The organism is Streptomyces sp. NPDC059092, assembly GCF_042756365.1.
Classification (GTDB): domain Bacteria; phylum Actinomycetota; class Actinomycetes; order Streptomycetales; family Streptomycetaceae; genus Streptomyces.
This window is the reverse complement of sequence record NZ_JBHZEJ010000027.1, coordinates 25,054-51,750: the sequence shown is the minus strand read 5'-3', so window position 1 is coordinate 51,750 and position 26,697 is coordinate 25,054. Positions and strand designations below refer to the sequence as shown.

Genomic DNA, 26,697 nt, shown 5'->3' with positions numbered 1-26,697 from the left:
TTTTTTTTAACCCCCCCGGGGGGGGGGCGGGGGCGCCCCCCCCCCCGCGGCCGGGGGGCGCCCCCCCCCCCCCCCGGGGGGGGCCCCCCCCCCCCGGGGGGGGGGGGCCCCCCCCCCGCCGAGCGGGACCGGGCGGGTGGCCCGCACGAGCGGGACCGGACGAGCGTGGCCGGGGCGGGCGGCCCGGCCGAACAGCCGGATTCATTACGATCCGGTCTCGGGACACCCTCAGCCTCTTGCTTTCTCCCTGTGGAATCGATTCCAATCCTCCGTGTAATCGATTCCACAAGGAGGTGGACCGACGATGGCGGCCATCAAGGACGTCGCGGCGCGGGCGGGTGTCTCCGCCGCCACGGTGTCCCGCGTACTCAACGACCATCCGTCGGTCAGCCCGGACTCCCGCGCCCGGGTGCTCGCCGCCGTCGCCGCGCTGGGGTACCGGCCCAACGCGGTGGCCCGCTCGCTGCGGACCGACGAGACCCGCACCCTCGGCCTGGTCATCAGCGATGTGCTCAACCCGTACTTCACCTCCCTGGCCCGGGCCGTCGAGGAGGAGGCGCGGGCCCTCGGCTACAGCGTGATCATCGGGAACGCCGACGAACGGCCCGAGCTCCAGGACCACCACATCCGTACGCTGCTGGACCGCCGGATCGACGGACTGCTCCTGTCCCCCACCGACCGTGGGGCGAAGCTGATACTCGACGCGGTGCGCGCCGACACGCCCGTCGTCTTCGTGGACCGGTGGATCCCGGGGGTTGACGTGCCGGTCGTCCGGGCGGACGGGCGCGCCGCCGTACGGGATCTGGTCGGCCACCTGCTGGCGCTCGGCCACCGCAGGCCGGCGATCATCGCGGGCCCGGCGGCCACCACCACCGGCAGCGAGCGTGTCGACGCGTTCCGCGCGGCGCTCGGTGAGCACGGGGTGACACTGCCGGACGCGTACATCGGCCAGGGCGACTTCCAGGCCGAGAGCGGACGCCGGGCCGCCGAGCGCTTCCTCGACCTGCCGGAGCCGCCGGACGCGGTGTTCGCCGCGGACAACCTGATGGCGCTCGGCGCGCTCGACGCGTTCCGCGCCCGGGGGCTGCGGGTCCCCGAGGACATCGCGCTCGCCGCCTTCGACGACATCCCCTGGTTCGTGCACACGGACCCGCCGATCACCGCCATCGCCCAGCCCACGGACGAGCTGGGGCGGGCCGCCGTCCGGGCGCTGGCGGAACGTATCGCCGGCCGCGAGCCGCCGTCCCTGACCCTGCCCGCCCGGCTGGTCGTACGCCGCTCGTGCGGCGCGGCCCTCCCTCCGGACCGTACGGCCCTCGCACCGGACCGCGCCGGCCTCCCTCCGGGGCCACCGGATCCCGTCCCGTCGGAACGAAACCCATCAGCACGATCACAGAGGAGCGACCCGTGAGCCACCCCGACGAGTTGCTGCGTGTCGAAGGGATACGCAAGACCTTCCCCGGCGTGGTGGCGCTCGACAGCGTCGACTTCGATCTGCGCCGCGGCGAGGTGCACGTCCTCCTCGGTGAGAACGGCGCCGGCAAGAGCACACTGATCAAGATGCTCTCCGGGGCGTACCGGCCCGACAGCGGACGGGTCCTCGTCGACGGGGAGGAGGTGCGGATCCACGGCGCGCAGGACGCGGAACGGCTCGGCATCGCCACCATCTACCAGGAGTTCAACCTCGTCCCCGATCTGACGGTGGCCGAGAACATCTTCCTGGGGCGCCAGCCGCGCCGCTTCGGCCTCGTCGACCGCAAGAGGATGGAGGCCGACGCCGCCGCCCTGCTGGAGCGCGTCGGTGTCACCACTCCGCCCCACACCAAGGTCCGTGAACTGGGCATCGCCCGGCTCCAGATGGTCGAGATCGCCAAGGCGCTCAGCCTCGACGCACGGGTGCTGGTGATGGACGAACCGACCGCCGTGCTGACCTCCGAGGAGGTGGAGAAGCTCTTCCGGATCGTGCGCACCCTGCGCGAGGAGGGGGTGGGCATCGTCTTCATCACCCACCACCTGGAGGAGATCGCGGCGCTCGGCGACCGGGTCACCGTGCTGCGGGACGGCCGCAGTGTCGGCCAGGTGCCCGCGTCGACCCCGGAGGACGAACTCGTCCGCCTGATGGTGGGCCGCTCCATCGAGCAGCAGTACCCGCGCCGCCGTGCGGAGGCCGGGACCGCCCTGCTCAGTGTGAGCGGGCTGACCCGGCGGGGCGTCTTCCACGACGTGGGGTTCGAGGTCCGGGCCGGCGAGGTCGTCGGCATCGCGGGGCTGGTGGGCGCGGGCCGCACCGAGGTCGTACGGGCGGTCTTCGGCGCCGATCACTACGACAGCGGCACGGTACGGGTCGGCGGAACTCCCCTGCCCCGGTACGACGTCGGCGCGGCGATGGCCGCCGGGATCGGCCTCGTACCAGAGGACCGCAAGGGCCAGGGCCTGTTGCTCGACGCCTCCGTGGCGGAGAACCTCGGCCTGGTCACCCTGCGCTCCGCGACCCGTGGCGGGCTGGTGGACCGCAAGGCCCAGCACACCGCCGCCGCCCGGATGGCCGGACAACTCAGCGTACGGATGGCGGGACTTGAACAGCGGGTGGGCACCCTGTCGGGTGGCAACCAGCAGAAGGTCGTCATCGGCAAGTGGCTGCTGGCCGATGTCCGGGTGCTGATCCTGGACGAGCCGACGCGCGGCATCGATGTCGGCGCGAAGGTCGAGATCTACCAGCTCATCAACGAACTCACGGCCGCGGGCCACGCCGTACTGATGATCTCCAGCGACCTGCCGGAGGTGCTCGGCATGAGCGACCGGGTGCTGGTCATGGCGCAGGGCCGGATCGCCGGTGAACTCACCGCCGACGAGGCCACCCAGGACGCGGTGATGGCGCTCGCCGTGAGCACCGGGCCGCCCGCGGCCGGCGTCGCGACCACCATCACAGACACAGCCGCTGACACCACTGCTACCGCTACCCGCACAACCAACACCACAGTCGACGAAGAAGGAGTGGAGGGCTCCCGTGGCCACTGACACGCTCAAGAGCGAGAAGAGCACAACAGGCGGCGGTGGCGCCCCGGGGCTCCGCCGTCTCCTCCTCGACAACGGCGCCCTGAGCGCCCTGGTGGTCCTGGTGGTGGCGATGTCGCTGCTGTCAGGTGACTTCCTGACCACCCAGAACCTGCTGAACGTCGGTGTGCAGGCGGCCGTCACCGCGATCCTGGCGTTCGGTGTCACCTTCGTCATCGTCACGGCGGGCATCGACCTGTCGGTCGGCTCGGTGGCCGCGCTCTCCGCGACCGTCCTGGCCTGGTCGGCGACGTCCGAGGGGGTGCCGGTGTGGCTGGCCGTCATCCTCGCCGTCGCCACCGGCATCGCGTGCGGGTTCGTCAACGGCGCGCTCGTCTCGTACGGCAAACTCCCGCCGTTCATCGCCACGTTGGCGATGCTCTCGGTGGGCCGCGGCCTCTCCCTGGTGATCTCGCAGGGCAGCCCGATCCCCTTCCCCTCCTCGGTCTCGCGGCTGGGTGACACCCTCGGCGGCCGGCTGCCCGTGCCGGTCCTCGTCATGATCGTGATGGGTCTGATCACCGCCGTGGTCCTGGGCCGCACGTACCTCGGCCGCTCGATGTACGCGATCGGCGGCAACGAGGAGGCGGCGCGCCTCTCCGGGCTGCGTGTCAAGCGCCAGAAGGTCGCCGTCTACGCCCTGTCCGGGCTGTTCGCCGCCGTCGCGGGCATCGTCCTCGCCTCCCGGCTCTCCTCGGCGCAGCCGCAGGCCGCGCAGGGGTACGAGCTCGACGCGATCGCCGCCGTCGTCATCGGCGGGGCCAGCCTGTCGGGCGGGGTCGGCAAGGCGTCCGGCACCCTGATCGGCGCGCTGATCCTCGCGGTGCTGCGCAACGGTCTCAACCTGCTGTCCGTGTCGGCGTTCTGGCAGCAGGTCGTCATCGGTGTCGTCATCGCGCTCGCGGTACTGCTCGACACGGTGCGCCGGCGCGCCGGATCCACTCCCGTGACGGGCGGCGCGGGCGGCGCGGCCGGTGCGGGCGGGCCCGGGGGGAAGAAAGCGCAGGCCGCGAAGTACACGATCGCCGCGGTCCTGGTGGCCGCCGTCATCGGCGGTGTCTCCTTCTGGAACAACGGCTCCTCCGGCGGCGCGACCAAGCTGGGTATGTCCGTCTCCACCCTCAACAACCCGTTCTTCGTACAGTTGAAGGCGGGCGCCCAGGCCGAGGCGGAGGCGAAAGGCGTCGACCTGACCGTCACCGACGCGCAGAACGATGCCTCCCAACAGGCCAACCAGATACAGAACTTCACCAGCGAGGGCATGTCCTCGGTGATCGTGAACCCGGTCGACTCGGACGCGGCGGGCCCCTCGGTGCGCGCCGCCAACCAGGCGGACATCCCGGTGATCGCCGCCGACCGCGGTGTCAACGCGGCGGACGTCGCGACCCTCGTCGCCTCCGACAACGTCGCGGGCGGCGAGCAGGCGGCGCGGACCCTGGCCGACAAGCTCGGCGGGAAGGGCCGCATCGTGATCCTCCAGGGCACGGCGGGCACCTCGGCGAGCCGGGAGCGCGGCGCGGGCTTCGCGGATGGCATCAAGGCGTACCCGGGCATCGAGGTCGTCGCGAAGCAGCCCGCGGACTTCGACCGCGCCAAGGGCCTCGATGTGATGACGAACCTGCTCCAGGCCAACGGTGACGTGAACGGTGTGTTCGCCGAGAACGACGAGATGGCGCTCGGCGCGATCAAGGCGCTGGGGGCGAAGGCCGGCACGTCGATCCCGGTGGTCGGCTTCGACGGCACGCCCGACGGGCTGAAGGCGGTCGAGGCGGGCACCTTGTACGCGTCGGTGGCCCAGCAGCCCGCCGAGTTGGGCAGACTGGCCGTGCGCAACGCGATCGAGGCCGCCGCGGGCAAGAAGATCGACGCGACGGTGAAGGTGCCGGTGAAGGTGGTCACGGCGGAGAACGTGGCCGACTTCTCCTGACGGCCGCGTGGTTCCCGTCCCCCTGAAGGCCCAGCACCCCGAGGAAACGGAGAGAGACAGCGATGTACGACTACGACCTGCTGGTCGTGGGGTCGGCCAACGCCGACCTGGTGATCGGCGTCGAGCGGCGCCCCGGCCCCGGCGAGACCGTTCTCGGCTCGGACCTGTCGGTCCATCCGGGCGGCAAGGGCGCCAACCAGGCCGTTGCCGCCGCCCGCCTCGGCGCCCGTACGGCGCTGCTGGCGCGGGTCGGTGACGACGCGCACGGCCGGCTGCTGCTCGACTCGCAGCGCACGGCCGGTGTCGACACGACGGGGGTACGGGCGGGCGGGGCGCCCACCGGGGTCGCGCTGATCACCGTCGACCCGTCCGGGGACAACAGCATCGTGGTGTCCCCGGGTGCCAATGCCCGGCTCTCCCCCGAGGACGTCCGTGCCGCGGCGGAGCTGCTGGCGGCGTCGCACGTGGTCTCCACCCAGTTGGAGATCCCGTTGGAAACGGTCGCCGAGGTGGTACGGGGACTGGCGCCGGACAGCCGATTCGTCCTGAACCCCTCGCCTCCGGTGGAGCTGCCCGCCGAGATCCTGGCGGCGTGCGATCCGCTGATCGTCAACGAGCACGAGGCGCGCGTCGTACTCGGCGCGACCGCGGACGACGCGGGGCACGAACCAGCCGACTGGGCACGGGCGTTGCTCGCGCTGGGGCCCCGCTCGGTGGTCATCACCCTGGGCGAGCGCGGCGCGCTGGTCGCGGACGCCCGGACGACGACGCTCGTACCGTCCGTACGGGTGCGCGCCGTGGACACCACGGGCGCCGGTGACGCGTTCACCGCGGCGCTGGCCTGGCGGCTCGGCGCCGGCGAGGATCTGACGGCGGCCGCGGCGTACGCCGCGCGGGTGGGCGCCGTGGCGGTCACCCGGGCGGGCGCGCAGGCGTCGTTCCCGACGGCGGCCGAGGTGGATTCGCTGTCGGACGGAGAGCCGTCGGGGGCGTCGGATTCGTCGGTGTCATCGGCACAGGGGGCGCCCCGGTGAAGAAGTCAGGGATCCTGAACCGTCATCTCGCGGGCGCGACAGCCGAGTTGGGCCATGGGGACGGCGTTCTGATCTGCGATGCGGGAATGCCGGTCCCGGCCGGTCCCCGCGTGGTGGACCTGGCGTTCGTGGCCGGGGTGCCGTCCTTCGCCCAGGTGCTGGACGGGCTGCTGGGCGAGCTGGTCGTGGAGGGCGCGACCGCCGCCCACGAGGTACGGGAGGCGAACCCGGAAGCGGCGCGGCTGCTGGCGCGGCTCCCGGATCTCGGCTTCGTCCCGCACGAGGAGCTGAAGGCTCTGTCGGCGGGCGCGCGGCTGATCGTACGGACCGGTGAGGCGCGCCCGTACGCGAACGTTCTGCTGCGGTGCGGCGTCTTCTTCTGACCCGGCCCCGGCCTTGAGCGGGCCACCTCCCGGCGGCTCATCCCAGGCCGGTCACGATCCCCCGGAGCAGCAGCCCGCAGCCCAGGGCGAGAACGACGACGGCCGAGGCGAACGGGGCCGCCCGGTGGGCCAGGGCCAGGAAGCGGCCCCGGGGGCGGGCGGCCAGTCTGCGGGTGGTGGTCTCGCGCAGCCGTACCACCGCGAGCCCGGCCCCGGCGAGCGTGACGGCGAGTCCGGCCCCGTACGCGATCACCAGCAGGAACCCGAACCACGCCTGCCCGAGGGCCGCCGCGCCGACCAGCACCACGACGGCGGACGGGCTCGGGACCAGTCCGCCCGCGAAGCCGAGGAGGATGATCCCGCGGAGTCCGGGGGCGGGCGGGAGGTGGCTGCGGGCGTGGGCGAGCGCGTGGGCGTGGGCGTCGTCCTGACCGTGGCCGTGTCCGTGGTCGTGCGTGTGTCCGTGATCGTGTGCGTGTGCGTGGTCGTGTGCGTGGTCCGTGCGCTCCGCCGTGAGCGTGGCCACCCCGCCCCTGTCCGGTGTCCGGTCGTGTGTGTGGCCGGGCGCGTGCCCGTGGCGGTGTGCCGACGCGCGCGGCGGGTGGGGGTGGGAGTGCCCGTGGGGGTGTGGGTGGGAGTGGCCGTGCGGGTGTTCGTGCGCGTGCCCCCGCGGGCCGCGCCGGTGCCGCCACGCCCTGCGCAGCAGCAGCGTCCCCGCGATCGCGACCAGCGCCCCGCTCGCGAGGGAGAGCCAGAACACCACCGTGGGCGCGGCCGCCGAACCCGCCACGATCAGCGCGCCGAGGGCGAAGACACCGAGCGTGTGCGTCATGGTCACCGAGAACCCGAGGGCCAGCACATCGCGCAGGGAGCCGCGTCCGCCCGCCGTCGCCGCGGCGGCCATCATCGTCTTGCCGTGCCCCGGGGCCAGTGCGTGCATGGCGCCCAGCAGCAGGGACACACCGAGCGCGAACGCCGCGAAGCCGAGGGTCAGTTCGTGCCGGGCCACCAGCCCGGTGAGGGCCTGCGCCCAGCGGTCGGCCCCGCGCGGCAGCACGCCGGCCACCGGGGAACCGCTCCTGTCGTCCTCGCCCCCGGAGAGCGCGGGGCCGCCGGCGCGGGCCGTGAACACGGCCGACCTGTGATCGGGGGGTGAGGAGAGCAGATCGCCGGGGTACGAGGTCAGCCGCCGCGAGACGGAGTCACGCGGCAGGTCCCCCGCCTCCGTGAGTGTCGTCCGGTCGCCCCGCGCGGTGATCTCCCGCCAGCCGGCACCGGTCGCGACGCCCGCCGGGTGGTAGGTGATCCGCTGCGGCGTGTCGTCCGGCAGCGGCGCCGTCAGCGCGCAGGTCACACGGAGCGTCCGCAGTCCGGCCTGTCCCGGGTGCTCCCGTGCCCGCGCGGCGCCCGCCGTGACGGGGACGGCCGCGCCGCCGCCCTCCCCCACCGTCAGCCGGGCGCCGGAGGCGGCCGTGGCACACCGCTCCGCGGCCCACGCGGTGAGTTCGGCGGCGTCCAGCTCGTCGTTCCCGTCGGCGTCGACGCGCCCGCGTTGCTGCGCGGCCGGGATCTCCGCCAGGTCCTCCACATGGTCCACGCGCAGGGTGCCCGGGGCGACGACCAGCCCGTCGTACTGGCTGACGGTGAAGTTCCCGAGCGGGTGCGCCTGCGCGGCCTGGGCGGGCAGCAGCGCGAGCGCCGCCCCCGCCGCGAGGGTGGCGAGCGCGGTGGCGGTGGTACGCCGTACCGGCCGGCCGGTCGTACGCCGTACCGTCATGAGTCCTCCCGGGGTCCGGATCCGGTGAGCGCGGACAGCGCGGCGGTGGCCTCGCGCGCGCCGGTGGGCGAGAAGCCCGGGTTCAGGTCGAGCGCGGCGGTCAGGGAGCGGCGCGCGGCCTTGTCGTCGCCGAGAGCCCGCTCGATCATGCCGCGGTGGTGGAGGAACGAGGCGTTGCGGTAGCCGGGCGACGCGGCGGTCGCCTTCTTCGCGTACGTGAGCGCCTCGCGGTCCTTGCCGTCCGCGTGGAGCGCCCAGGCGAGCGCGTCCGCGGTGTGGACGCTCTCGCGGCGGGACCACTCGGCGCGCGCCGCTTCGAGGGCCTGTCCGGCGTCGCCGTGGTCGGCCTCGACGAGCGCGGACTCCAGGTCGGTGGCGACCCCGTTGGCGCGGGCCAACGTGGTCCAGACACCGATGAGTTCGTACTGTTCCTCGGCCTGTTCGCGCTGCCCGGACGCCTCGTACAGCTCGCCGAGCGCGGCGAGCTGACCGGGCAGGGGGTAGCGGCGTACGACCTCTTCGAGATCGTTCAGCGCCTCCTCGGTCCTGCCCTGCGCGGCGTGGGTCCGTCCGCGCCCCTCCAGCGCGGGCACGTACCGCGGGTCGGCGCGCAGCGCGGTCGCGTAGTGGTCGAGCGCGTCGGCGTACTGCCCCTGGCTCCAGGCGAGTTGGCCGAGCGTGGTGGCGACGTACGCGACATCGGCGGTGCTGGAGGCGGATTTCAGCGCCCGCAGCAGCACCTCGCGGGCGCCCTTGACGTCGCCGCGCAGCTCCCGTACGTACGCGTACCGGGTGAAGACGGGGAGGCCGGGGCGACGGCCGTCGGCGAGTTCGACGGCCTTCGACGCCTCGTCGTAGCGGCCGAGTTCGACCAGCGCGTCGACCCGGGTGGAGAGCGCGCGTTCGCTGTACGGGTTGACGCTCAACGCCCGGTCCGCCTGGTTCAGCGCGGCGGGGAAGTCGTGCCGGGCGGCGGCCAGCGCCGAACGCCCGGCGAGGGCGGCGTCGTTCTCGTCGGCGGGGCGCAGCGCGAGGGAGCGCCCGAACGCCTTCTCCGCCTGCGGGTAGCGCGTGGGATCGCCGCTGGTCCTGGCCTGCTCGACATAGGCCGCGCCGAGGGTCGCCCAGCCGGTGGCGTCCTTGGGCTGCTCCTTGAGGTGTTTCTGAAGGGATTCGATGCCCTGGGCGAGGTCCCCCGAGGTGAGCCGCTCGACGGGGGCGCTCGCCGTGAGCGCGGGCGCGCTCCGTACGCTCGGGTCCTCCTCGCCGACCGCGCCGAACGCCACCGAGGTCGCGGTGAGCACGAGAGCGGCGGCCGTGACGGTGAGGACGTGGCGCCGGCGTCCCGTGTCCGCGGCCGTCCGCTCCCCCTCGCCCTCGTGCGCACGCCGTCGCGCGAACTGCGGCTTCCGTACGAGCATCGCTCTCGCCTTCCTCGGATTCTCTCGGTGGGTGGGTGGGTGGGGTGGTGGGTGGGTCGCGGGTGGTGGTGGGCCCGGCGGCGCCCGTGGGGGACGGATGACGCCGCCGGGCCGTTCAGGGGGCCGGTCGAGGCCCCGCTCCGCGTACCGGAGCCGGTGTCAGCCGACCCAGGACGGGCGTGAGCGGCGGGCGCGTATCCAGGTCGCGCCGAGGCCGATCAGCAGGGCGACGACGGCGCCCGCTCCTGCGGAGACGAGCATCACCGTGGTGGTGGACCACGACGCGGTGAGCGAGGACATGCCGCCCGTCAGTCCGGTCGCGGCGCCCTTGGTCGCCACGTCGGAGGCGTCGACGTCGGAACCGGCAGTGGGCAGCCCCACGTACGGGAAGTTCTTGCCGAACTCCTTGTCGTTGGCGTCGACCGCGTCACCCAAGTCGTTCTTGGACCCGACGAGTTCGCCCTCGACGACCTGGAGCGCGATGTCCAGTACGTCGTCCGTCAGCCGGCGCCCGTTCGGGAAGCCCGCGTTGTCACCGTCCAGCACGCCCAGCCGCTTCGGCTTCGCGACCGGCTCGACGGAGGTGTTGAGGCGCAGCATCTCCGACGGTGTGACCTTCGGCGGCTGGTTGAGGTCCTTCACACCGGTCAGGAAGACCGAGACGAGGTCGTCGCGCGGCTCGGCCGGTGCCTTGATGTCGTAGATCGCCTCGATGAGCTTCGGCAGCTCCGGCTCCGTGACGTTCTTCAGGAAGTCGGCGTCGTTCTCCGGCGAGGAGGCGTTGAACTTGTCCTTGTCCTTGACCGGGTTGACGACCTCGTTGACCAGCGGCATGCCGAGCCGCGACACCCGGGTCCACTCCCCCGAGGCGTTCTGGCGCTCGGTGGTGGAGTAGATGCCGACGATCGGCTGCTCCTCCGACTCCCGGAGGTAGGAGTTCGGGACCTGGAGGGCGATCGAGTTGACGTTGTAGCCCCTGAGGGTGTCGTTGCCGACCTCCGACAGATCGCCGCCGTACAGCAGGTCGAAGACCCGCAGATCGGCGAAGAACGGATCGTCGGCCTGACCGGCGAAGGCCTTGATCCCGCCGGCGACCTTCGTCACCGCCTGGTCGCGGAGCTTCTGGTAGTCGGGCATCGACGCCTTGCCGACGTTCGACGGCGCGACCGGCAGGTTCTCCGCGACCTTGTGGTGGGAGACGACCTTCTTGTGCTCCAGCCGCAGCAGTTCGATGTCATAGGTCTGGGTGAAGTTGAGCTCCGGGGAGTCCAGGCTCTCCACGACACCGGTGTTGTAGAGGAAGGTGTTCTCGTTCTTGCGGTGGTCCTTGAACGTGAACCGGTAGAGGAGGTCGTCCTGGGCGTCCCCGTTGTTGTCGATGTGGATCTCGTAGCGGGCGTCGGTGGCGAACGTGAAGAAGTTCGGTCCGCCGGCCGGCTCCTGGAACGGAAGTACGTTCGCGACGAGGGTCGTTGTGTCCGGGTGGTCCGGGCTGACGAACGCGTAGAGGTCCGTGTTGTCGAACTGGGGCTGCCCCGAGATCAGAGGCGCTTCGCGGTGGCTGGAGGCGTGTGCGGTCTGTGGCACCAGCGCGGCCACGCCGGTGGCGGTGACCCCGCCTGCGGCCAGCGCGCCACAGGCGAGCAGCGCGACGCTCCCGCGCCCTCGCCACATACGCCCGCTTCTGGTGATTGCGGTCATCGAGTCCGTCCTTCGTCCGTCATCAGGGCCGTTCCGGCTTGCTGTACGTGCATTACGTGCGCGATCCCGGTCTTGTTCGGTCTCGTTCACGGCACGTCGGGGTGGCGGAGGCCCGCCGGGAGCAAGAACCCGTGGCAGGGCTGGGTCGTAGCCGGATCTGGCCTCTTCAAAATAAATTTCGACCGGACCAATCCATCAGGGGCCGTGCAACGAAGAAGAGAAGACAGGGATTGTTTCCGCACGTCAGAGCGGTCGCGGCGAGCATTCCCGGGCCTCGGGCCCCGCACTGTTCGCCGCGTCGCCGGTCTCTGCGGACGCCGTCGGCGTGGTGAAGGACCGGGCTCTCACGGTCCACGTGGCGGCGACGGCGGTAGGACTCACCCGTACGCGGTGGCGGTGGGAGGGGAAGTGACAGGATGAACACCGACCGAGCCACGTGGCCACGGCACGTGCACGGAACGCAACGGCACGGCACGGCACATGGCAGACGCGAAAGGTGTCCAGACACATGGCAGTTGTCCACCGCACCACGATGACCCCCACCAAGCGGGAGCTGCTCGGCTCGTGGCTTCCCACCCGGCCCTGGTACCGCGGTGGGGGGCGCGCGCCGGAGCTGAGCCTGACCGGTGGGTTCCGGCTCGACGACCCGCAGGGGGAGGTGGGGATCGAGTTCATCGCGGTCACCGACGCGTCGGGCGACCGGCCGGTCACGTACCACGTGCCGCTCAGCTACCGGGGCGCGCCGCCGGCCGGTGCCGACGAGGCGCTCGTCGGCACCAGCGAGCACGGGGTGCTGGGGCGGCGCTGGATCTACGACGGGGTCCATGACCCGGTGCTCGTCGCGCAGCTCGTCGCCCTGCTCACCGGCGACGCCGAGCCGCAGGCCCAGAGCCTCAGCGACACTCCCGACCCGTCCGTCGTCAGCCACTTCGCGGAGGCCGGCCGTACGGGCGCGTTCGCGTCCCTGACGGCGAGCGACGGGCCGGACGGCACCGATCTCCTCGTACGGACGGCCCTCGCGGGTGCGGCGGGCGGGGCTTCCGGCGAGCCGGGCCGGCCGCTGGCCCTCCGCGTCAACCGGATGCTCCAGGCCGACCAGGACGCCGGGGGTCCCGAAACTCTCGGGCATGTCACCGCGGGATGGAGCCTCCCGGACGGGACGACGGTGCGGGGCCGGTACGTCGTCGTGAGCGGCGCCGCGGCCGAGTAGGCGCGCATCCGCTTCCGGTCCGCGGACGGGGACAGGGACGAGGACGGGGCCGGGACGGAGAAGCCGGCCGACGAGCGGGTCGGCCGGCTTCGGAACTATGCGAGCGCGGGCTCCGACTCCTGCTCCTCCGGAGCGGCGGCCGAGGCGTCCGCCTTCTGCTCCGCCTTGCTCTTCGCCCCGCTCTTCGCCGAGTTGCCGGCGGGGGCGCTCTCCGCGGTCTCCCCGGCGTCTTCGGAATCCTCGTCCACGCCGCCTTCGGCGATGTCGAGGAAGTGACGGATCGCCGCGACCGACAGTTCGAGTTCGTCGGAGGCTTCCAGTTCGCTCCCGAAGACCTCGACCGCTTCCGCCACGGCCTCGGCCAGCTCCGCCTCGGCCTTGCGCAGTTTGGCCTCGGCCTTGTCGACGGTGTCGACCACCGCTAGCTGGCGGCGCTGCTTCTCCTGGAGCTTCTGCTTACGGGACGGGCTCTTCTCGGCGGTTTGCGAAGTCATGACCAAGATCATAAGCCGAGCGTCGGCAAACCCCGAAATTCCCAACTGGTCACCGTCGAAGGGCCGTTCCACAGGCCGGAAATACGGCTCCGACGCGCCGCGGCCGGCCCCTCCGATGCGGAGTGCCGGCCGTGGCGAACGGGTCCCGTCAGCCGGTTCCCGCGGGGGCCTCGTGCCGGGTTTCCTCGGGCGCGGCCTCGCCCGGTGCGCGGGTGGCGGCGGAGACCGCCATCATCACCAGAGTGTTGAGGAGCAGGGCCACGATGCCGACGTTGAGGTCCTTGACCGCCTGTGGCAGGGCGGGCAGCAGGTCGCCGATGGTGACACCGGAGAGGGTGACGACGGCGACCGTGGTCACCCCGACGACGATGCCGGCGGCGGCGCCCTGCTTGGTGACCAGCCGCCGGGTGGCCAGGCTGGCCAGCAGGGCGGGGAAGAGCTGGGTCACCAGGGCGTACCCCATGAGCAGCAGCGAGACCAGCGAACTGCCGCCGTTGAAGGTGAAGTACAGAGCGATCAGCGCGAGCGCGGGCACCAGGAGCTGGGCGAGGCGGCCCACGTGGGCGTCGCTGGTGGCGGGGCGGGCGAGCCGGTAGACGTTCTTGGCCAGGCAGGTGGCCGAGGTCATGAGCAGCAGGGAGCCGGGGACCAGCGCGGTGAGCACTCCCGCTCCGCCGACGATCCCGACGACCCACGGCGGGAAGGTGGCGGTGGTGATGCGCAGCAGGGCGAGGTCGGTGTCCGCGCCCTGGAGTCCGGGGACCACCAGGATCGCGGTGAAGCCGACGAAGAAGACGAAGAGCAGGATGAGTTGGTAGAGGGGCATGAAGATCGCGTTACGCCGGAAGACCCGCTCGTTCTGGGCGGTGTAGGAGGCGCTGAAGGTGTGCGGCCACATGTAGAAGCCCACCGCCGAGAGCAGCACGGTCGAGGCGAACCATGAGGTGCTCATCCCGCTGGAGGGCAGGGTGAGAAGCTCCGGCCTGGCCTTGTCGACGGCCTGGAACATTTCCCCGATGCCACCGAAGTAGTGCACCGGCAGGTAGATGCCGAGCACCAGCACGACCGCCAGGATCGCGACGTCCTTGAACACGGCGGTCCAGGCGGAGCCGTGAATGCCGGAGATCGTCACGTAGACCGTCAGGGCGACGGTGCCGATGATGATGGCCCAGTGCGACGAGATGTGTCCGTACGAGGCTACGGAGACGATGATCCCGAGGCCCTTCAACTGCAGGACGAGGTACGGCACCATCGCGACGACACCGACCAGGGCCACCAGCGCGCCGAGCAGCGGGCTCTCGAACTTGGCGACGAAGAAGTCGGATTGCGAGATCAGCCGGTGCTGTTTCGCGTAACGCCAGACCGCCGGCAGCAGCCAGTACGACAGGACGTAGGCGAGCGAGGCGTAACAGAGGATGTAGTAGGCCGGTGCGCCCTTGCCGTACGCCCAGCCCGAGGCGCCGAGGAAGGTGAAGGTCGTGTAGATCTCACCCGCCAGCAGCAGGAAGACGAACATCGTTCCGAAGCCGCGGCCTCCTACCGACCACTCTTCGAGATTCATGTCCTTGCCCCGGCGGGCGCGCAGCCCGAGCAGCAGGGCTGCCGCGAGGAAGACGAGGATGACGGCGATGGCGGTCACGATGTGTGGTCCTTCCGGTTGGCCGGGTCCAGCCGGTAGATGACGGCCATGGTCGCCGAGATCAGAACGACCCACATGACCAGCCAGAAAAGAATGAACGGCATGCCGAGGACGTAGGGCGTCACCCGGTTCGCGAAAAAGATCCCGCCGAGGATCCCGATGAACGGGATCACACCAAGCAGATGGGTGGGTTTCACGTCAAGAACCTCCTGGGGCGGGCGGGGCTCCTGCGGGGCAACACATCCCGGGCCGGTCGCCGTTGGCGACTCGGCCCGCCGGTCTGGGGATGGGCGGCTCTCCGCGTCTCTTTAGATTTCACCGTGCGGAAATAAGTTTCCAACTGGAGAGATGTATAGGCCCGTCGAATGACCTTGTCAACGGTTCTCACACAACGGATAAATCAAACTTTTTGTTGAAATGCGCCGAACATCCTGTCGGCCGCCACGGAAGACCCGCGGTCAGGGGCGGCGCGCGGCGGCCGGCGGGGAGGGCCCCACGCCCCCACCCGAGAAGCGAGCACCGCGAGGGGGGTTGTTATTCCACAATGCAGAAAATACTATCCGCATCGCAGAACTAGTTCGGCATCCCGCCGGATCCCCGACTGTGCGAGGTCCACTCATGTCCACACCAAGTCCCGGATACGCCATCACGCTGCGCGCGGAGGCACCCGCGGCGCCCGACTCGACCTGGCGGCTGGCCGGCGCGGTGAACGGCGCCGGGGGCGCGCTCACCGCCCTGGACGTCGTCGAGAGAGGTACCGACCGCATCCTGGTGGACCTCACCTGCGACGCCGTGGACGAGAAGCACACCGAGGTCATCGGCGACGCCGTCGAGGCGCTGGACGGCGTGACCGTCCACGAGAGGGGCGACCGTACGTTCCTCATGCACCTGGGCGGCAAGCTCGAAATCACCCCCCGGATCGAACTGCGTGATCGCGACGACCTCTCCCGCGCCTACACACCGGGGGTCGCCCGCGTCTGCCGGGCCATCGCCGCCACCCCCGACGAGGCGCGCCGCCTGACCGTCAAGCGCAACACGGTGGCGGTGGTGACCGACGGATCCGCCGTGCTCGGCCTGGGCAACCTCGGCGCCGCCGCCGCGCTGCCCGTCATGGAGGGCAAGGCCGCCCTGTTCAAGCGCTTCGCCGGGGTGGACGCCTGGCCGGTGTGTCTCGACACCCAGGACACCGACGAGATCGTCCGGACCGTCGAACTCCTCGCCCCGGTGTACGGCGGCGTCAACCTGGAGGACATCTCGGCGCCGCGCTGCTTCGAGATCGAGCGGCGGCTGCGCGAGAAGCTCGACATACCGGTCTTCCACGACGACCAGCACGGCACCGCGATCGTCGTCCTCGCGGCGCTCGCCAACGCGCTGCGCGTCGTGGGCAAGAAACTCGCCGACGTGCGGATCGTGGTCTGCGGGGTGGGCGCCGCCGGGTCCGCCATCATCCGGCTGCTGGCCACCGAGGGCGCCGGGTCCATCGTGGCCTGCGACCGCGCCGGCATCGTGCACCGGGGACGCCCCGGCCTCGACGAGGCCCGCCGCGCGATCGCGGACGCCACCGACGCCGGGGACCGCTCCGGCACCCTGGGGCAGGCCCTGCGGGGCGCGGACGTCTTCATCGGTGTGTCGGGGCCGGGCGTCCTCACCGCCGACGATGTCGCCGGCATGGCCGACGGCGCGGTCGTCTTCGCGCTCGCCAACCCCGATCCGGAGATCGACCCGGCCGAAGCGGCACGCCATGCCGCCGTCGTCGCGACCGGCCGCAGCGACTTCCCCAACCAGATCAACAACGTCCTGGCCTTCCCCGGCTTCTTCCGCGGGCTGCTCGACGCGGGCGCCCACGAGATCACCGACGGCATGCTCATCGCGGCCGCGCGGGCGATCGCCGACCGGGTGGTGGCCGAGGAACTGCACGCCGACTTCATCGTCCCCAGCGTCTTCGACCCGACGGTCGCCCCCGCCGTGGCCGAGGCCGTACGGGCCGGAGCGGGCACCGTCGTCTGACGGCACACCGCACCACACCACTCCGGCCCGCACCCGCACCCGCACCCGCACCCGCACCCGCACCCGCTGACACTCTCCCGGAGGAGATCCCATGGCACGCATGTTCCTCAACGGCCAGGCGATGGAGGGCGGTCCCTTCCACCACCACCTGGGCGGCGCCCCTCTGGTGGCGAAGACCCATACCGCCCCCGGCCACCGCTTCTTCTCGATCCGTGACACCTGCCCCGGGCTGCTCCCCGACCCGGGCGTCGACACCACCGTGGAGGGCGAGGTCTACGACGTCCCCGACGAGGTGCTGCGCGACGAACTGCTGCCCAGCGAACCGGCGGAGCTGGAGTTCAGCATCATCAAGCTCCAGGACGGTTCCTCGTGCTTCTCGATGGTGCTGCGCCGTGGGGAGCTGGAGAAGGGCATCCACACGGAGATCACCGAGTTCGGTGGCTGGCGCGCCTACCTGAAGACCCTCGGTCGCGACGCCTGAGCCGATGTCCCCGGGTGGCGCGGGGTCCGCACCGCACCACCACGACACCGCACCACCACGTTCACCACGGCACAACCCAACACAACGACATCACGACACCACGACAGAAGGAGGACGCACGGTGAGTGCCACCCCTCGGAAGATCGCTTTCATCGGACTGGGCATCATGGGCGGCCCGATGGCCGCCAACCTCGTGAAGGCCGGTCACACCGTGACCGGTCACAACCGCAGCAGCTCCCCCGTCGACCGGCTGATCGCCGCCGGTGGCCAGGGCGCCGGCAGCATCGCCGAGGCGGTGCGTGACGCCGAGGTCGTGATCACCATGGTCCCGGCCGACGCCCAGGTCAAGGACGTCGTCCTCGGCGAGGACGGCGTCCTGCGGCACGCCGCGCCGGGCACCCTCCTGATCGACATGAGCAGCATCACCCCGGGAACCGCCCTGGAGGTGGACGCCGCCGCGCGCGAGCGGGGCGTCCGTACGCTCGACGCCCCGGTCTCCGGCGGAGAGGCCGGCGCGATCGAGGCCGTCCTGTCCATCATGGTCGGCGGCGAGGCCGACGACTTCGCCGACGCCCGGCCGGTGTTCGACGCGCTGGGCACCACCGTCGTGCACGTCGGCCCGCACGGCGCCGGCCAGACCGTCAAGGCCGCCAACCAGCTCATCGTCGCCGTCCACCTGCAGGCCCTGGCCGAGGCCGTGGTCTTCCTGGAGAACGCCGGGGTGGATCTGGCCGCGGCGCTCGACGTCCTGGGCGGCGGGCTGGCCGGCTCCACCGTCCTCGACCGCAAGCGTGCGGCGATGGTGAGCGGCGACTTCAAGCCCGGCTTCCGCATCGACCTGCACCACAAGGACATGGGCATCGTCACCGACGCCGCCCGTGCGGTGGGCGCCCCGCTGCCCGTCGGCGCCCTCGTCGCCCAGCTCGTCGCCTCCGCACGCGCCTGCGGCGACGGCGGACTGGACCACTCGGCGCTGCTGCGGGGCGTCCAGCGCCTCGCCGGCCGCACCCACCACTGACCCACGACCCGAAGGAGAACCTCATGGCTCGCATGACTGCGGCCCAGGCCGCGGTGGAGATCCTGAAGCGTGAGGGCATCACCCACGTCTTCGGTCTGCCCGGCGCGGCGATCAACCCGTTCTACGCCGCGATGCGCGGCGACGGCTGCCTGACCCATATCCTCGCCCGGCACGTCGAGGGCGCCTCGCACATGGCCGAGGGCTACACCCGGGCCAAACCGGGCAACATCGGCGTCTGCGTGGGCACCAGTGGCCCCGCGGGCACCGACATGGTCACCGGTCTCTACTCGGCCATCGCCGACTCGGTCCCGATCCTGTGCATCACCGGCCAGGCGCCGGTGGCCAAGCTGCACAAGGAGGACTTCCAGGCGGTCGACATCACCTCGGTCGCGGGGCCGCTGACCAAGATGGCGATGACCGTGCTCGAACCCGCGCAGGTGCCCGGCGCCCTCCAGCAGGCGTTCCACCTGATGCGTTCGGGCCGCCCCGGCCCGGTGCTGATCGATCTGCCGATCGACGTCCAGATGGCCGAGATCGAGTTCGACCCGGACACGTACACACCGCTCCCGGTCTACAAGCCGGCCGCGACACGGACGCAGATCGACAAGGCGATCGAGTTGCTGCAGGCGGCCGACCGGCCGCTGCTCGTCGCCGGCGGCGGTGTCATCAACGCCGACGCGAGCGACCTGCTGGTGGAGTTCGCCGAGCTGACCGGCGTTCCGGTCGTGCCCACCCTGATGGGCTGGGGCGCCATCCCGGACGACCACCCCCTCATGGCCGGCATGGTCGGCCTCCAGACGTCCCAGCGGTACGGCAACGCCACGATGCTCGCCTCGGACTTCGTGCTCGGCATCGGGAACCGCTGGGCCAACCGGCACACCGGCGGCCTCGACACGTACACACGGGGACGCACCTTCGTCCACGTGGACATCGAACCGACCCAGATCGGCCGGGTGTTCGCCCCGGACCGCGGCATCGTCTCCGACGCCAAGGCCGCCCTCGAACTGTTCGTGCAGGCCGCGAGGGAACTCAAGGACGCCGGGGCTCTCAAGGACCGCTCCGCCTGGTCGGACAGTTGCCGGGAGCGCAAGCGGACGATGCTGCGCAAGACCCACTTCGACCAGGTGCCGGTCAAACCACAGCGTGTCTACGAGGAGATGAACAAGGCGTTCGGCCGCGACACACGGTACGTCAGCACGATCGGTCTCTCGCAGATCCAGGCGGCGCAGATGCTGCACGTCTACCGGCCGCGGCACTGGATCAACGCAGGACAGGCCGGCCCGCTGGGCTGGACCCTCCCCGCCGCGCTGGGGGTCGCGACGGCCGAGCCGGAGGCCACCGTCGTCGCGCTCTCCGGTGACTACGACTTCCAGTTCCTCATCGAAGAGCTGGCCGTCGGCGCGCAGTTCAAGATCCCGTACCTCCACGTCGTCGTCAACAACGCCTACCTCGGGCTGATCCGGCAGGCGCAGCGCGGCTTCGACATGGACTTCTGCGTCCAGCTGTCGTTCGACAACATCAACGCGCCGGAGCTGGGCGGTTACGGGGTCGACCACGTCAAGGTCGCCGAAGGGCTGGGGTGCAAGGCCATCCGTGTCTTCGAGCCGGACGGCATCCAGCCTGCCCTGGAGGAGGCCAAGAAGCTCATGGCCGAGCACCGTGTCCCGGTGATCGTGGAGATCATCCTCGAACGGGTCACCAATGTCGCCATGGGCACCGAACTCGACAACGTCACCGAGTTCGAGGAGCTGGCCACCGACACGGAGCACGCGCCCACCGCGACCCTCGCCCACCGCGCCTGAGCGGTCGAAAAGCTGAACGGCTGAACGGCTGAATGGTTGAACGGCTTCGGGCCGGTGCCCGAAGCCGTTCCGGAACAGAACAGAGGAGACGCATGACCGACTTCACCCTGCTGCCCGACCTCGCCGCCCGCTCACTCGGCGCCGGCGTCGTGGCGGCCAACGACGAGTTCTTCGCGGAGAAGGAGAACCTGCTGCGCCCGGCGCCGCCGGTCTTCCAGCCCCACACCTTCGGTCACAAGGGCCAGATCATGGACGGCTGGGAGACCAGGCGCCGCCGCCCGGAGTTCGAGGAGGGCGACCACGACTGGGCGGTCGTCCGCCTCGGCGCCCCCGGCCTGATCCGCGGCATCGTCGTGGACACGGCCCACTTCACGGGGAACTACCCCGAGCACTGCTCGCTGGACGCGTGCGCGATGGAGGGATATCCGACCGCCGACGAACTCGGCGGCGCGGAGTGGGTGCCCATCGTCCCCCGGAGCGCCCTGCGCGGTGACAGCGAGCACCGCTTCGACGTCGATGCCGAGCAGCGCTTCACCCATGTACGGCTGAACATCCACCCCGACGGCGGGGTGGCACGGCTGCGGATCCACGGCCAGGTGATCCCGGACCCGCGCTTCCTCACCGGGACCGCCTGGGACCTCGCCTCGACGGAGAACGGCGGCGCCGTCGTCGACGCCAGCGACCGTTTCTACTCCCCGCCCAACAATGTCCTCGCCCCCGGGCTGCCCCGGGTGATGGGGGACGGCTGGGAGACACGCCGGCGCCGCGGCGCGGGCAACGACTGGATGGTGGTCGAGCTGGCCGCGCGGGGCCGTATCGCCCAAGCGGGCATCGACACCTCGTACTTCATCGGCAACGCACCCGGCTCGGCCCGTCTCCAGGGCATCGACGCCACCGCCGGGGACCTGTCCGATCCTGAGGCATGGTCCGACCTGCTGCCGCGTACCCGGCTGCAACGGGACACCCGGCACCGCTTCCGGCTGCGCGCCACCCGGCCCGTGACCCACGTCCGGATGGACGTCTACCCGGACGGCGGGCTGGCGCGCCTGCGGCTCATCGGCGAACCCACCGAGGACGGGCTCGCGGCACTGGGGCTGCGCTGGTTCGACCTGCTCCCCACCACGCAGGCGGTCCACGCCCTCGTCGCCGAATGCGGCGCCGACCGGGAGTGGGCGCGGGACTTCGCCCTCGCACGCCCCTTCACCGACCCGGCGGGGCTGACGAAGGCGCTGGAGGGGACCACCCCGGACCTCGCCGGGCGCGTACGGAACCTGCTGGCGGCGGGGCACTGATCACAGGAGGGCGCTGCCCTCAGGAGACGCCTGGTCCCCGGGGCATGCCCCGGGGACGTGGGTCCGAGCTCAGGAAGTGAGGACGGAGTCGTCCTCCACGCGCGCTCCCGGCAGCCGGAACCGGGCCGCGATCAGCGCGGCGTCCACGTCCCGCGTTCCCGTCGCCACGCACAGCGTGTAGGCGACGTTGTCCATACGCCGACGGGCCTCCGTGCCGCCCTCTTCCGCGTGCAGCATGCGGAGCACCTGGTACTGCTCGATGAGGTCGCGCAACACCGCGGGGTGGGCCATCAGCATGGGACGGGTTCCCTTCGTCATGGGCCGGAAGCAGGTGCGGCCGAGAGCCGCGTACCCCGCATCCCCGTCCGTACGCGGGGAGGGCGGCGGAGAATCTCCGCCGCCCTTTCCTTGCCTGCCGTCATGGATACGGCTACCACCGATACCAGCGTGACCTGCCCCCGCCGGCGGACGCACCGCGTGCGACAAATCCGAGCAGCCACAGAACCAGTACGGCCAGGGCGATCCACCAGAGAATCTTCACCGCGAACCCCGCACCGAAAAGAATCAGAGCGAGAAGCAGAACCAAAAGCAGCGGAACCATGTCAGTACCTCCTGAAATTCGGATGCCCCGAAATTCCGGCCCTACACGGACCGGGTTTCCCGGTTCGGGTGCCGGACGACTGCGCCGTACTCGCCGACCGCGCGGCACTCACCGATCGGTGTCCGTTTCCGGACCGTGCGGCTGCCTGCCCGCCAGGTCGGGTGGGACTGAGGTCAGACCGGAGGGATCCGGCCGCGCCAAGCACCGCTCTCGGCCCCGCGCTCCTCGATGAACTGCTTGAAGCGCCGCAGGTCACCCTTTGCCAGGCGGTCGATGATGCCGGCCATGTCAGCCGCCTTCTCCGCCATGCCCGCAGGATCGACGATCATCGCGAGATGGACTCGCGTGCGGGTGTCGTCCAGCTCCTCGAAGGTGACGACGCCCTCCTGCTTCACCTCGCCGGACACGGTGCGCCAGGCGACCCGCTCGTCCGGGAGCTGATCGACGATTTCCGTGTCGAACTCCCTGCGGGCACCCGCGACACTCATGACCCAGTGGTTGTGGCGGCCGTCGAGCTGAGTGACCTGCTCCACGCCCTCCATGAAATGCGGGAATTCCTCGAATTGCGTCCACTGATTGTACGCGGTACGGACCGGTACCTCGACGTCCACGGATTCCGTGATCGTGCTCATCAGGTGTCTCCTTTCGCGAGAAGGGTGCCTGCGTCGGCTTTCCGCTCCGCAAGGAATGAAACACCGGCCGCGCCGCGTCCCGCGTACAGCGATCGCGCCGAACTGCCAGGCGGCGGCGTACAGGAGCAGTACGGCGGCGAACGAGGCGCCCGCTCTCTTGGCGACGCCGGTGAACACGCCCTCGGCGAGGGTCCCCCATGGAGCCCGGGCCGTCCTGGAGGGATAGCTGGTCTCGCTCGCACCGTCGCCCAGGTCGACGGTGGTCGGCCGGCTGTAGTCCGCTTCGGTCACCTGGCGGTGGGCGTGGAAGTCCTCACGCGCGTTGACGGCGCCGCCCAGCAGAGGCGCCGCGATCAGCAGGGCCACCACGCTCCACCGCATGACGGGACCGAGCCGGGCGACGGTGTCGGTGCCGCCGTAGGTGCGTGGACGGCTCCGGCGCCGCCACAGATGCCGTCCGACGGCCGCCAGGCCGAAGGCGGTGCTCGCGTACTGCAGCAGCCGGGCGACCGTCAGACCTCCCGACGCCGAGGCGCGCAGCGGCCTTACGTGGGTGACCAGGAAGCCGTCGCCGTGAGTGAAGGAGTCCCACGCCAGGTGGGAGGCGATACCGATCAGAGCGGAGACCAGCAGCCACATGGTCCAACGGGCCTTGGCTCGCGCGCCGGTGGCCCGCTCCGGTTCCGGAAGGCGGAGGCCGGACGGGAGCAGCGCCGTGAGCGGCGCGCGCAGCAGCCCGTAGGCGGCGACCAGAGCGATGGCACAGGGCAGGGCGACCAGCGGGCCCGCAAGGGGTGCGTGGGTCTGCGTGGCATTGAGGAACGGCCCGTACCAGTCCTCGGAGTTGGTCGCGGACACGCCGAGCACGGCCAGGAAGTACGGGACGTCGGGTGCCATGGCGCCCGCGACCAGAGCCGCCGGGACGAAGGGCCGGCGCAGCAGCGGCAGGACCGCCGCGGGGTGGGACAGGGTGAAAGGCAACTCGACGGTCTTCTCTGCTCGGACGAGACCGGGCGGGGGCCACCGCGCGCCCCACCGCGGCGGCGCTTCCCCTGAGGCACCCGACATCAGGCACGGATAGAACACAGAAGAGAGTATTCACTTCAACGGACTATCGCAACACGTGCGGGGCAGGGCACGGTCCAGCGCGAGGGAGCCGCCGGTCGAAGCACCAGGAGAGCCGGGGTCAGCGTCGCCGACGTACCGCCTGGAAGGACGCCGTGAGCGCGGCGGCGAGCGGCAGCAGGAGGAGTACGCCGAGGACGGGGCGGAGATCGGCCCACGCGTCCGTGTAGGCGTGGGCGACCAGCGGAGGTGACGCCACGGCCATCGCCCCGAGTTCACGCAGACCCGGTGAACGCGCGCGCAGCGCCAGGGCGGCTCCCGTGAAGGCGAGGACCAGCACCGGCCAGGCACCGTAATCCGTGGTCACGCCGAAGGCCCCCGTATAGGCCCCCGCGTTCACGGCGGCGACGGGGAACCACGCCAGGGCGGCCATGGCCCCGGCCGCCACCGACAGCCGCCGGTCATCCCGTCGATCCGGAGGACAGGAGAGGACGACGGCGACGGTCAGCAGCGCCGCCGCCACCGGAGCGGCAGCCCCCTCGCCGGGCACGGGCGCGGCGAGGGCCCCGTGCACGGCCGTCCCCAACAGCCCGCACACGGCCACACCCACACCCCGCGCCCACCGGCCGGTCAAGGCGATGACCGTACCCACGCACACCAGCAGGGAGAGCAGTACGTACAGGGTCCACGCCCCCTCCATGGCGGACAGCTGGATCCGCACCGGGGCCGGCGAGAGAACGAGCCCGGCGTACCAGCGCGTCAGCCGCAGTCCGCAGTCCACCGAGGCAGCCGCCAGGGCGAACGGAGCGGCCAGCGCGAAGAACCGCCCCGCGGACGACGCCGAGTCCATTCCCAGTCGGACCCGCACCGCGTGCGCGGCCAGGTCGGCGTCCGCCCGCAGCCGGGCCGTGAGCGGCAGGTCCGCCGTCAGCTCCCGGTGCACATCGACGATTTCCCGCCCGTGGGCGGCCCGGTAGGCAGCCGGGTACAGACGGACGAGGCGGTCGCTCACGCCGACGCCGCCGCACCGTCGGCCAGCCGCCGCCTGACCTCCCGTGCGGTGGCGGCCAGCCGCTCCGCCTCGACCTCCAGCCGCTCCCGTCCGGCGGGAGCGAGCGCGAAGATACGACGCGCCCGGCCGCCCACCACCTCCTCACGCTCCACCTGGATCAGCCCTTCCGCCAGCAGCCTGTCCAGCGCCCCGTAAAGCGCCCCGGTACGCGGCGTCACCCGGCCGTCGGTGATGGCCTTGACCTCCTGGGCCGCGGCGTATCCGTGCCGAGGGGCGTTCGCCAGGGCCGTCAGCAGCAGCAGTGCCAGCTCCTGCATTCCTCGTTCACTCATACCTCCAGAGTATTCCGCCCGACGGACCATCGGCCCTGGCGGCCCCGGATCCGTGCGGGTCGGCGCCCCCGATCGAGGCCGTGGCCATCCCGACGGAATGGACCGACCGCACCGGAGACCGGCCAATGGCCCGCCGAACTCTGCCCGGCCTGTGGGCGGGCAGGGACCGGGGGACGGGGGGGACGGCTCGACAACAGCTCCCGGCCGTCCCGCAGAGGGTGCGGTGGTTACGTCCCGTCGCTGATGAGGATGGCGGCCGCGGGGCAGACGGCGGCGGCTTCGCGGACCGTGGTGTGCTCCGCCGGGTCGGGCTCGGGGGCGAGGAGGATGACGATGCCGTCGTCGTCGCGCTGGTCGAACACCTCCGGGGCGACCAGTACACACTGTCCGGCGCCGCAGCACTTGTCCTCGTCGACGGTGACCTTCATGAGGGCTCCCTTCTTCCTGAACGGTTGTCGTGGGACCGATGTGGTGTCGTGGGCCGGCGGCGCAGGGGGCCGCCCGGGTGGGATGTCGAGGGACCGCGGGCGGATCACCAGCGGACGGGCACCTGACGCAGGCCGCCCACCAGGAGCCCTTCCACCCGCTCCAGGTCTTCGGCGGGCACCGCCAGTTCGAGGGTGGGGAGCTTGCGCAGCAACGCCTCCAGAACCACCTGGAGTTCGGTTCGGGCCAGCGCCTGCCCGAGGCAGGAGTGGGGGCCGGCGCCGAAGATCAGGTGAGGGTTGGGGGTGCGGGCGAGGTTCATCTCCTCGGCGTCGTCGAAGACGTCCGCGTCGCGGTTGGCCGCGGGCATGCTGCAGATCACGGTGGTGCCGCGGGGGACGGTCTCGTCGCCGATCTCGATGTCCTCGCTGATGTAACGCCTCAGACCGAAGCCGAGGTTGGTGTCGAAGCGGAGCGCTTCCTCGACGGCGGTGCGTACGAGCGTGGGGTCGCCCAGGAGTTGTTCCCAGCGGCCGCGGTCGGCCAGGAGCATGGCCACCATTTTGCCGATCATGTTGGCGGTGGTCTCGTGGCCGGCGACCAGCAGGCCCATGCCGGTGGCCAGGAGTTCGGAGTCGGAGAGCCCGCGGCCTTCACCCTCGCTCTCCTTGATCATCATGCTGAGCAGGTCGTCGGCCGGGCTCTCCCGCTTGGCGGCGATGTGCTCGGACATGTACTGGACGAACTCGGTCTGCGCGGTCTCGATCTCCTCCTTGGAGAAACGGGTGAGGCTGAGCATCGCGTCGGACCAGTGGGAGAAGCGGTCCCGGTCGGTCGCGGGCACACCGAGCATGTCGCAGATGACGTACACGGGCAGGAGGAAGCCCACGTCCTCCTTGAGGTCGGCGGGGTGGCCGCGCTCGACCATGTCGTCGATGAGCTGGTCGGCCGTGGCGGTCATTTTGGGCCGCAGCGCTGTCATGCGCTTGGCGGTGAACCACTTGCTGACCTGGCGCCGCCACTGCTGGTGGGGTTCCCCCTTGGTGGGCAGGGAGAGCGCGTTGTCGTTGGTGACCGCGGATCCGCCCGCTCCGCCGGGTGCGAGGCGGGCCGCGTTGTCGGCGGCGGTGGGGCGGACGAAGCGGGGGTCGGACAGCAGGGTTTTTATGTCCTTGTGCCGGGTGAGGAGTGTCGCGTGGTCGCCGCTGGGCAGCTCGACGCCGGCGACCGGGCACCGCGTGCGCAGGCGGTCCCAGTCGGCCGGCGCCTCCAGCGGTGCTTCGACGGGCAGGGGGTAACGCACGGTCTCTTCGCTCCGGCTCCGACTCCGGCTCTGGCTCCGGCTCTGGCTCCGGCTCATGTGGGATCTCCCTCGTCAACGGTGGTGTG

At 71.4% G+C, this 26,697-nt stretch carries 24 protein-coding genes and 1 pseudogene; 11 read left to right on the top strand and 14 right to left on the bottom strand.

The window, feature by feature from the left end:
- The first annotated feature begins 304 nt into the window (after positions 1 to 304).
- The 5 genes from ACFXPL_RS18020 (at position 305) to rbsD (ending at position 6,398) form a co-directional block, all read left to right on the top strand.
- Complete coding sequence (locus ACFXPL_RS18020; protein WP_384919780.1) at positions 305 to 1,411, top strand: LacI family DNA-binding transcriptional regulator; 1,107 nt, start codon at positions 305 to 307, stop codon at positions 1,409 to 1,411.
- Entirely contained in the window at positions 1,408 to 3,018 is a 1,611-nt protein-coding gene (locus ACFXPL_RS18015) for a sugar ABC transporter ATP-binding protein (protein WP_384919777.1), read from the top strand. Before ACFXPL_RS18020 ends, ACFXPL_RS18015 begins: the two co-directional genes overlap by 4 nt.
- Positions 3,008 to 4,981: a substrate-binding domain-containing protein gene (locus ACFXPL_RS18010; RefSeq protein ID WP_384919774.1), complete on the top strand. Its 1,974-nt coding sequence runs from the start codon at positions 3,008 to 3,010 to the stop codon at positions 4,979 to 4,981. The genes ACFXPL_RS18015 and ACFXPL_RS18010 overlap by 11 nt, the downstream gene beginning before the upstream one ends.
- A 62-nt stretch (positions 4,982 to 5,043) precedes the next feature.
- Entirely contained in the window at positions 5,044 to 6,015 is a 972-nt protein-coding gene (rbsK, locus tag ACFXPL_RS18005; protein WP_384919771.1) for a ribokinase, read from the top strand.
- Positions 6,012 to 6,398 (top strand): D-ribose pyranase, encoded by a 387-nt coding sequence (gene rbsD, locus ACFXPL_RS18000; protein WP_384919768.1) that lies wholly within the window; start codon positions 6,012 to 6,014, stop codon positions 6,396 to 6,398. Before rbsK ends, rbsD begins: the two co-directional genes overlap by 4 nt.
- A 37-nt stretch (positions 6,399 to 6,435) precedes the next feature.
- Here the strand turns inward: rbsD and ACFXPL_RS17995 are convergent, their stop codons facing one another.
- The 3 genes from ACFXPL_RS17995 to ACFXPL_RS17985 form a co-directional block, all read right to left on the bottom strand.
- Positions 6,436 to 8,175, bottom strand: coding sequence for a nickel transporter (locus ACFXPL_RS17995; RefSeq protein ID WP_384919765.1), 1,740 nt, complete (start codon positions 8,173 to 8,175; stop codon positions 6,436 to 6,438).
- Entirely contained in the window at positions 8,172 to 9,596 is a 1,425-nt protein-coding gene (locus ACFXPL_RS17990; protein WP_384919762.1) for a tetratricopeptide repeat protein, read from the bottom strand. Before ACFXPL_RS17990 ends, ACFXPL_RS17995 begins: the two co-directional genes overlap by 4 nt.
- Positions 9,597 to 9,755: 159 nt before the next feature.
- A complete protein-coding gene (locus ACFXPL_RS17985) occupies positions 9,756 to 11,297 on the bottom strand; it encodes a DUF4331 domain-containing protein (protein ID WP_384919759.1) in 1,542 nt (513 codons plus the stop codon).
- A 508-nt stretch (positions 11,298 to 11,805) separates the two neighbouring features.
- Between ACFXPL_RS17985 and ACFXPL_RS17980 the strand changes: the two genes are divergently transcribed.
- Positions 11,806 to 12,507 carry a 1,4-alpha-glucan branching protein gene (locus ACFXPL_RS17980; protein ID WP_384919757.1) on the top strand — a complete coding sequence of 234 codons (702 nt, stop codon included), beginning with the start codon at positions 11,806 to 11,808 and terminating at the stop codon, positions 12,505 to 12,507.
- A 95-nt stretch (positions 12,508 to 12,602) separates the two neighbouring features.
- Here ACFXPL_RS17980 and ACFXPL_RS17975 read toward each other — a convergent pair whose 3' ends face one another.
- The 3 genes from ACFXPL_RS17975 to ACFXPL_RS17965 form a co-directional block, all read right to left on the bottom strand.
- The gene (locus ACFXPL_RS17975) at positions 12,603 to 13,001 is read right to left on the bottom strand and encodes a hypothetical protein (protein ID WP_384919754.1); all 399 of its coding nucleotides are present in this window, start codon (positions 12,999 to 13,001) and stop codon (positions 12,603 to 12,605) included.
- 148 nt (positions 13,002 to 13,149) lie between these two features.
- Positions 13,150 to 14,640: a sodium:solute symporter gene (locus tag ACFXPL_RS17970; protein ID WP_384919751.1), complete on the bottom strand. Its 1,491-nt coding sequence runs from the start codon at positions 14,638 to 14,640 to the stop codon at positions 13,150 to 13,152.
- Positions 14,637 to 14,837 (bottom strand): DUF3311 domain-containing protein, encoded by a 201-nt coding sequence (locus ACFXPL_RS17965; RefSeq protein ID WP_329825586.1) that lies wholly within the window; start codon positions 14,835 to 14,837, stop codon positions 14,637 to 14,639. The genes ACFXPL_RS17970 and ACFXPL_RS17965 overlap by 4 nt, the downstream gene beginning before the upstream one ends.
- A 421-nt stretch (positions 14,838 to 15,258) precedes the next feature.
- On the opposite strand from ACFXPL_RS17965, the gene ACFXPL_RS17960 reads away from it, so the two are divergent.
- The 5 genes from ACFXPL_RS17960 to alc all read left to right on the top strand — a co-directional run bounded on the left by ACFXPL_RS17960 (position 15,259) and on the right by alc (position 21,240).
- Positions 15,259 to 16,647: an NAD-dependent malic enzyme gene (locus ACFXPL_RS17960; protein ID WP_384919746.1), complete on the top strand. Its 1,389-nt coding sequence runs from the start codon at positions 15,259 to 15,261 to the stop codon at positions 16,645 to 16,647.
- Between the two features lie 91 nt (positions 16,648 to 16,738).
- Positions 16,739 to 17,128, top strand: a complete 390-nt coding sequence (locus ACFXPL_RS17955; protein WP_384919743.1) for a gamma-glutamylcyclotransferase — start codon at positions 16,739 to 16,741, stop codon at positions 17,126 to 17,128.
- Between the two features lie 121 nt (positions 17,129 to 17,249).
- On the top strand, positions 17,250 to 18,146 hold the full coding sequence (locus ACFXPL_RS17950) for a 2-hydroxy-3-oxopropionate reductase (RefSeq protein WP_384919740.1): 897 nt from the start codon (positions 17,250 to 17,252) through the stop codon (positions 18,144 to 18,146).
- A 23-nt stretch (positions 18,147 to 18,169) separates the two neighbouring features.
- Positions 18,170 to 19,948 carry a glyoxylate carboligase gene (gene gcl, locus ACFXPL_RS17945; RefSeq protein ID WP_384919737.1) on the top strand — a complete coding sequence of 593 codons (1,779 nt, stop codon included), beginning with the start codon at positions 18,170 to 18,172 and terminating at the stop codon, positions 19,946 to 19,948.
- A 92-nt stretch (positions 19,949 to 20,040) separates the two neighbouring features.
- Positions 20,041 to 21,240, top strand: a complete 1,200-nt coding sequence (alc, locus tag ACFXPL_RS17940) for an allantoicase (protein ID WP_384919734.1) — start codon at positions 20,041 to 20,043, stop codon at positions 21,238 to 21,240.
- A gap of 69 nt (positions 21,241 to 21,309) precedes the next feature.
- Here the strand turns inward: alc and ACFXPL_RS17935 are convergent, their stop codons facing one another.
- The 8 genes and pseudogenes from ACFXPL_RS17935 to ACFXPL_RS17900 all read right to left on the bottom strand — a co-directional run bounded on the left by ACFXPL_RS17935 (position 21,310) and on the right by ACFXPL_RS17900 (position 26,668).
- Complete coding sequence (locus ACFXPL_RS17935) at positions 21,310 to 21,537, bottom strand: DUF5133 domain-containing protein (RefSeq protein WP_384919850.1); 228 nt, start codon at positions 21,535 to 21,537, stop codon at positions 21,310 to 21,312.
- A gap of 133 nt (positions 21,538 to 21,670) precedes the next feature.
- On the bottom strand, positions 21,671 to 21,841 hold the full coding sequence (locus ACFXPL_RS17930; RefSeq protein ID WP_384919731.1) for a hydrophobic protein: 171 nt from the start codon (positions 21,839 to 21,841) through the stop codon (positions 21,671 to 21,673).
- 173 nt (positions 21,842 to 22,014) lie between these two features.
- Positions 22,015 to 22,473 (bottom strand): SRPBCC family protein, encoded by a 459-nt coding sequence (locus ACFXPL_RS17925; RefSeq protein ID WP_384919847.1) that lies wholly within the window; start codon positions 22,471 to 22,473, stop codon positions 22,015 to 22,017.
- Between the two features lie 363 nt (positions 22,474 to 22,836).
- Positions 22,837 to 23,541 (bottom strand): annotated as a pseudogene (locus ACFXPL_RS17920) (DUF4184 family protein); the annotation flags it as partial.
- Positions 23,542 to 23,659: 118 nt separating this feature from the next.
- Positions 23,660 to 24,550 carry a hypothetical protein gene (locus ACFXPL_RS17915; RefSeq protein ID WP_384919728.1) on the bottom strand — a complete coding sequence of 297 codons (891 nt, stop codon included), beginning with the start codon at positions 24,548 to 24,550 and terminating at the stop codon, positions 23,660 to 23,662.
- A complete protein-coding gene (locus ACFXPL_RS17910) occupies positions 24,547 to 24,882 on the bottom strand; it encodes a PadR family transcriptional regulator (protein WP_384919725.1) in 336 nt (111 codons plus the stop codon). Before ACFXPL_RS17910 ends, ACFXPL_RS17915 begins: the two co-directional genes overlap by 4 nt.
- A gap of 227 nt (positions 24,883 to 25,109) precedes the next feature.
- A complete protein-coding gene (locus ACFXPL_RS17905; protein ID WP_384919722.1) occupies positions 25,110 to 25,310 on the bottom strand; it encodes a ferredoxin in 201 nt (66 codons plus the stop codon).
- Positions 25,311 to 25,414: 104 nt separating this feature from the next.
- Positions 25,415 to 26,668 (bottom strand): cytochrome P450, encoded by a 1,254-nt coding sequence (locus ACFXPL_RS17900; RefSeq protein ID WP_384919719.1) that lies wholly within the window; start codon positions 26,666 to 26,668, stop codon positions 25,415 to 25,417.
- Positions 26,669 to 26,697 lie beyond the last annotated feature (29 nt).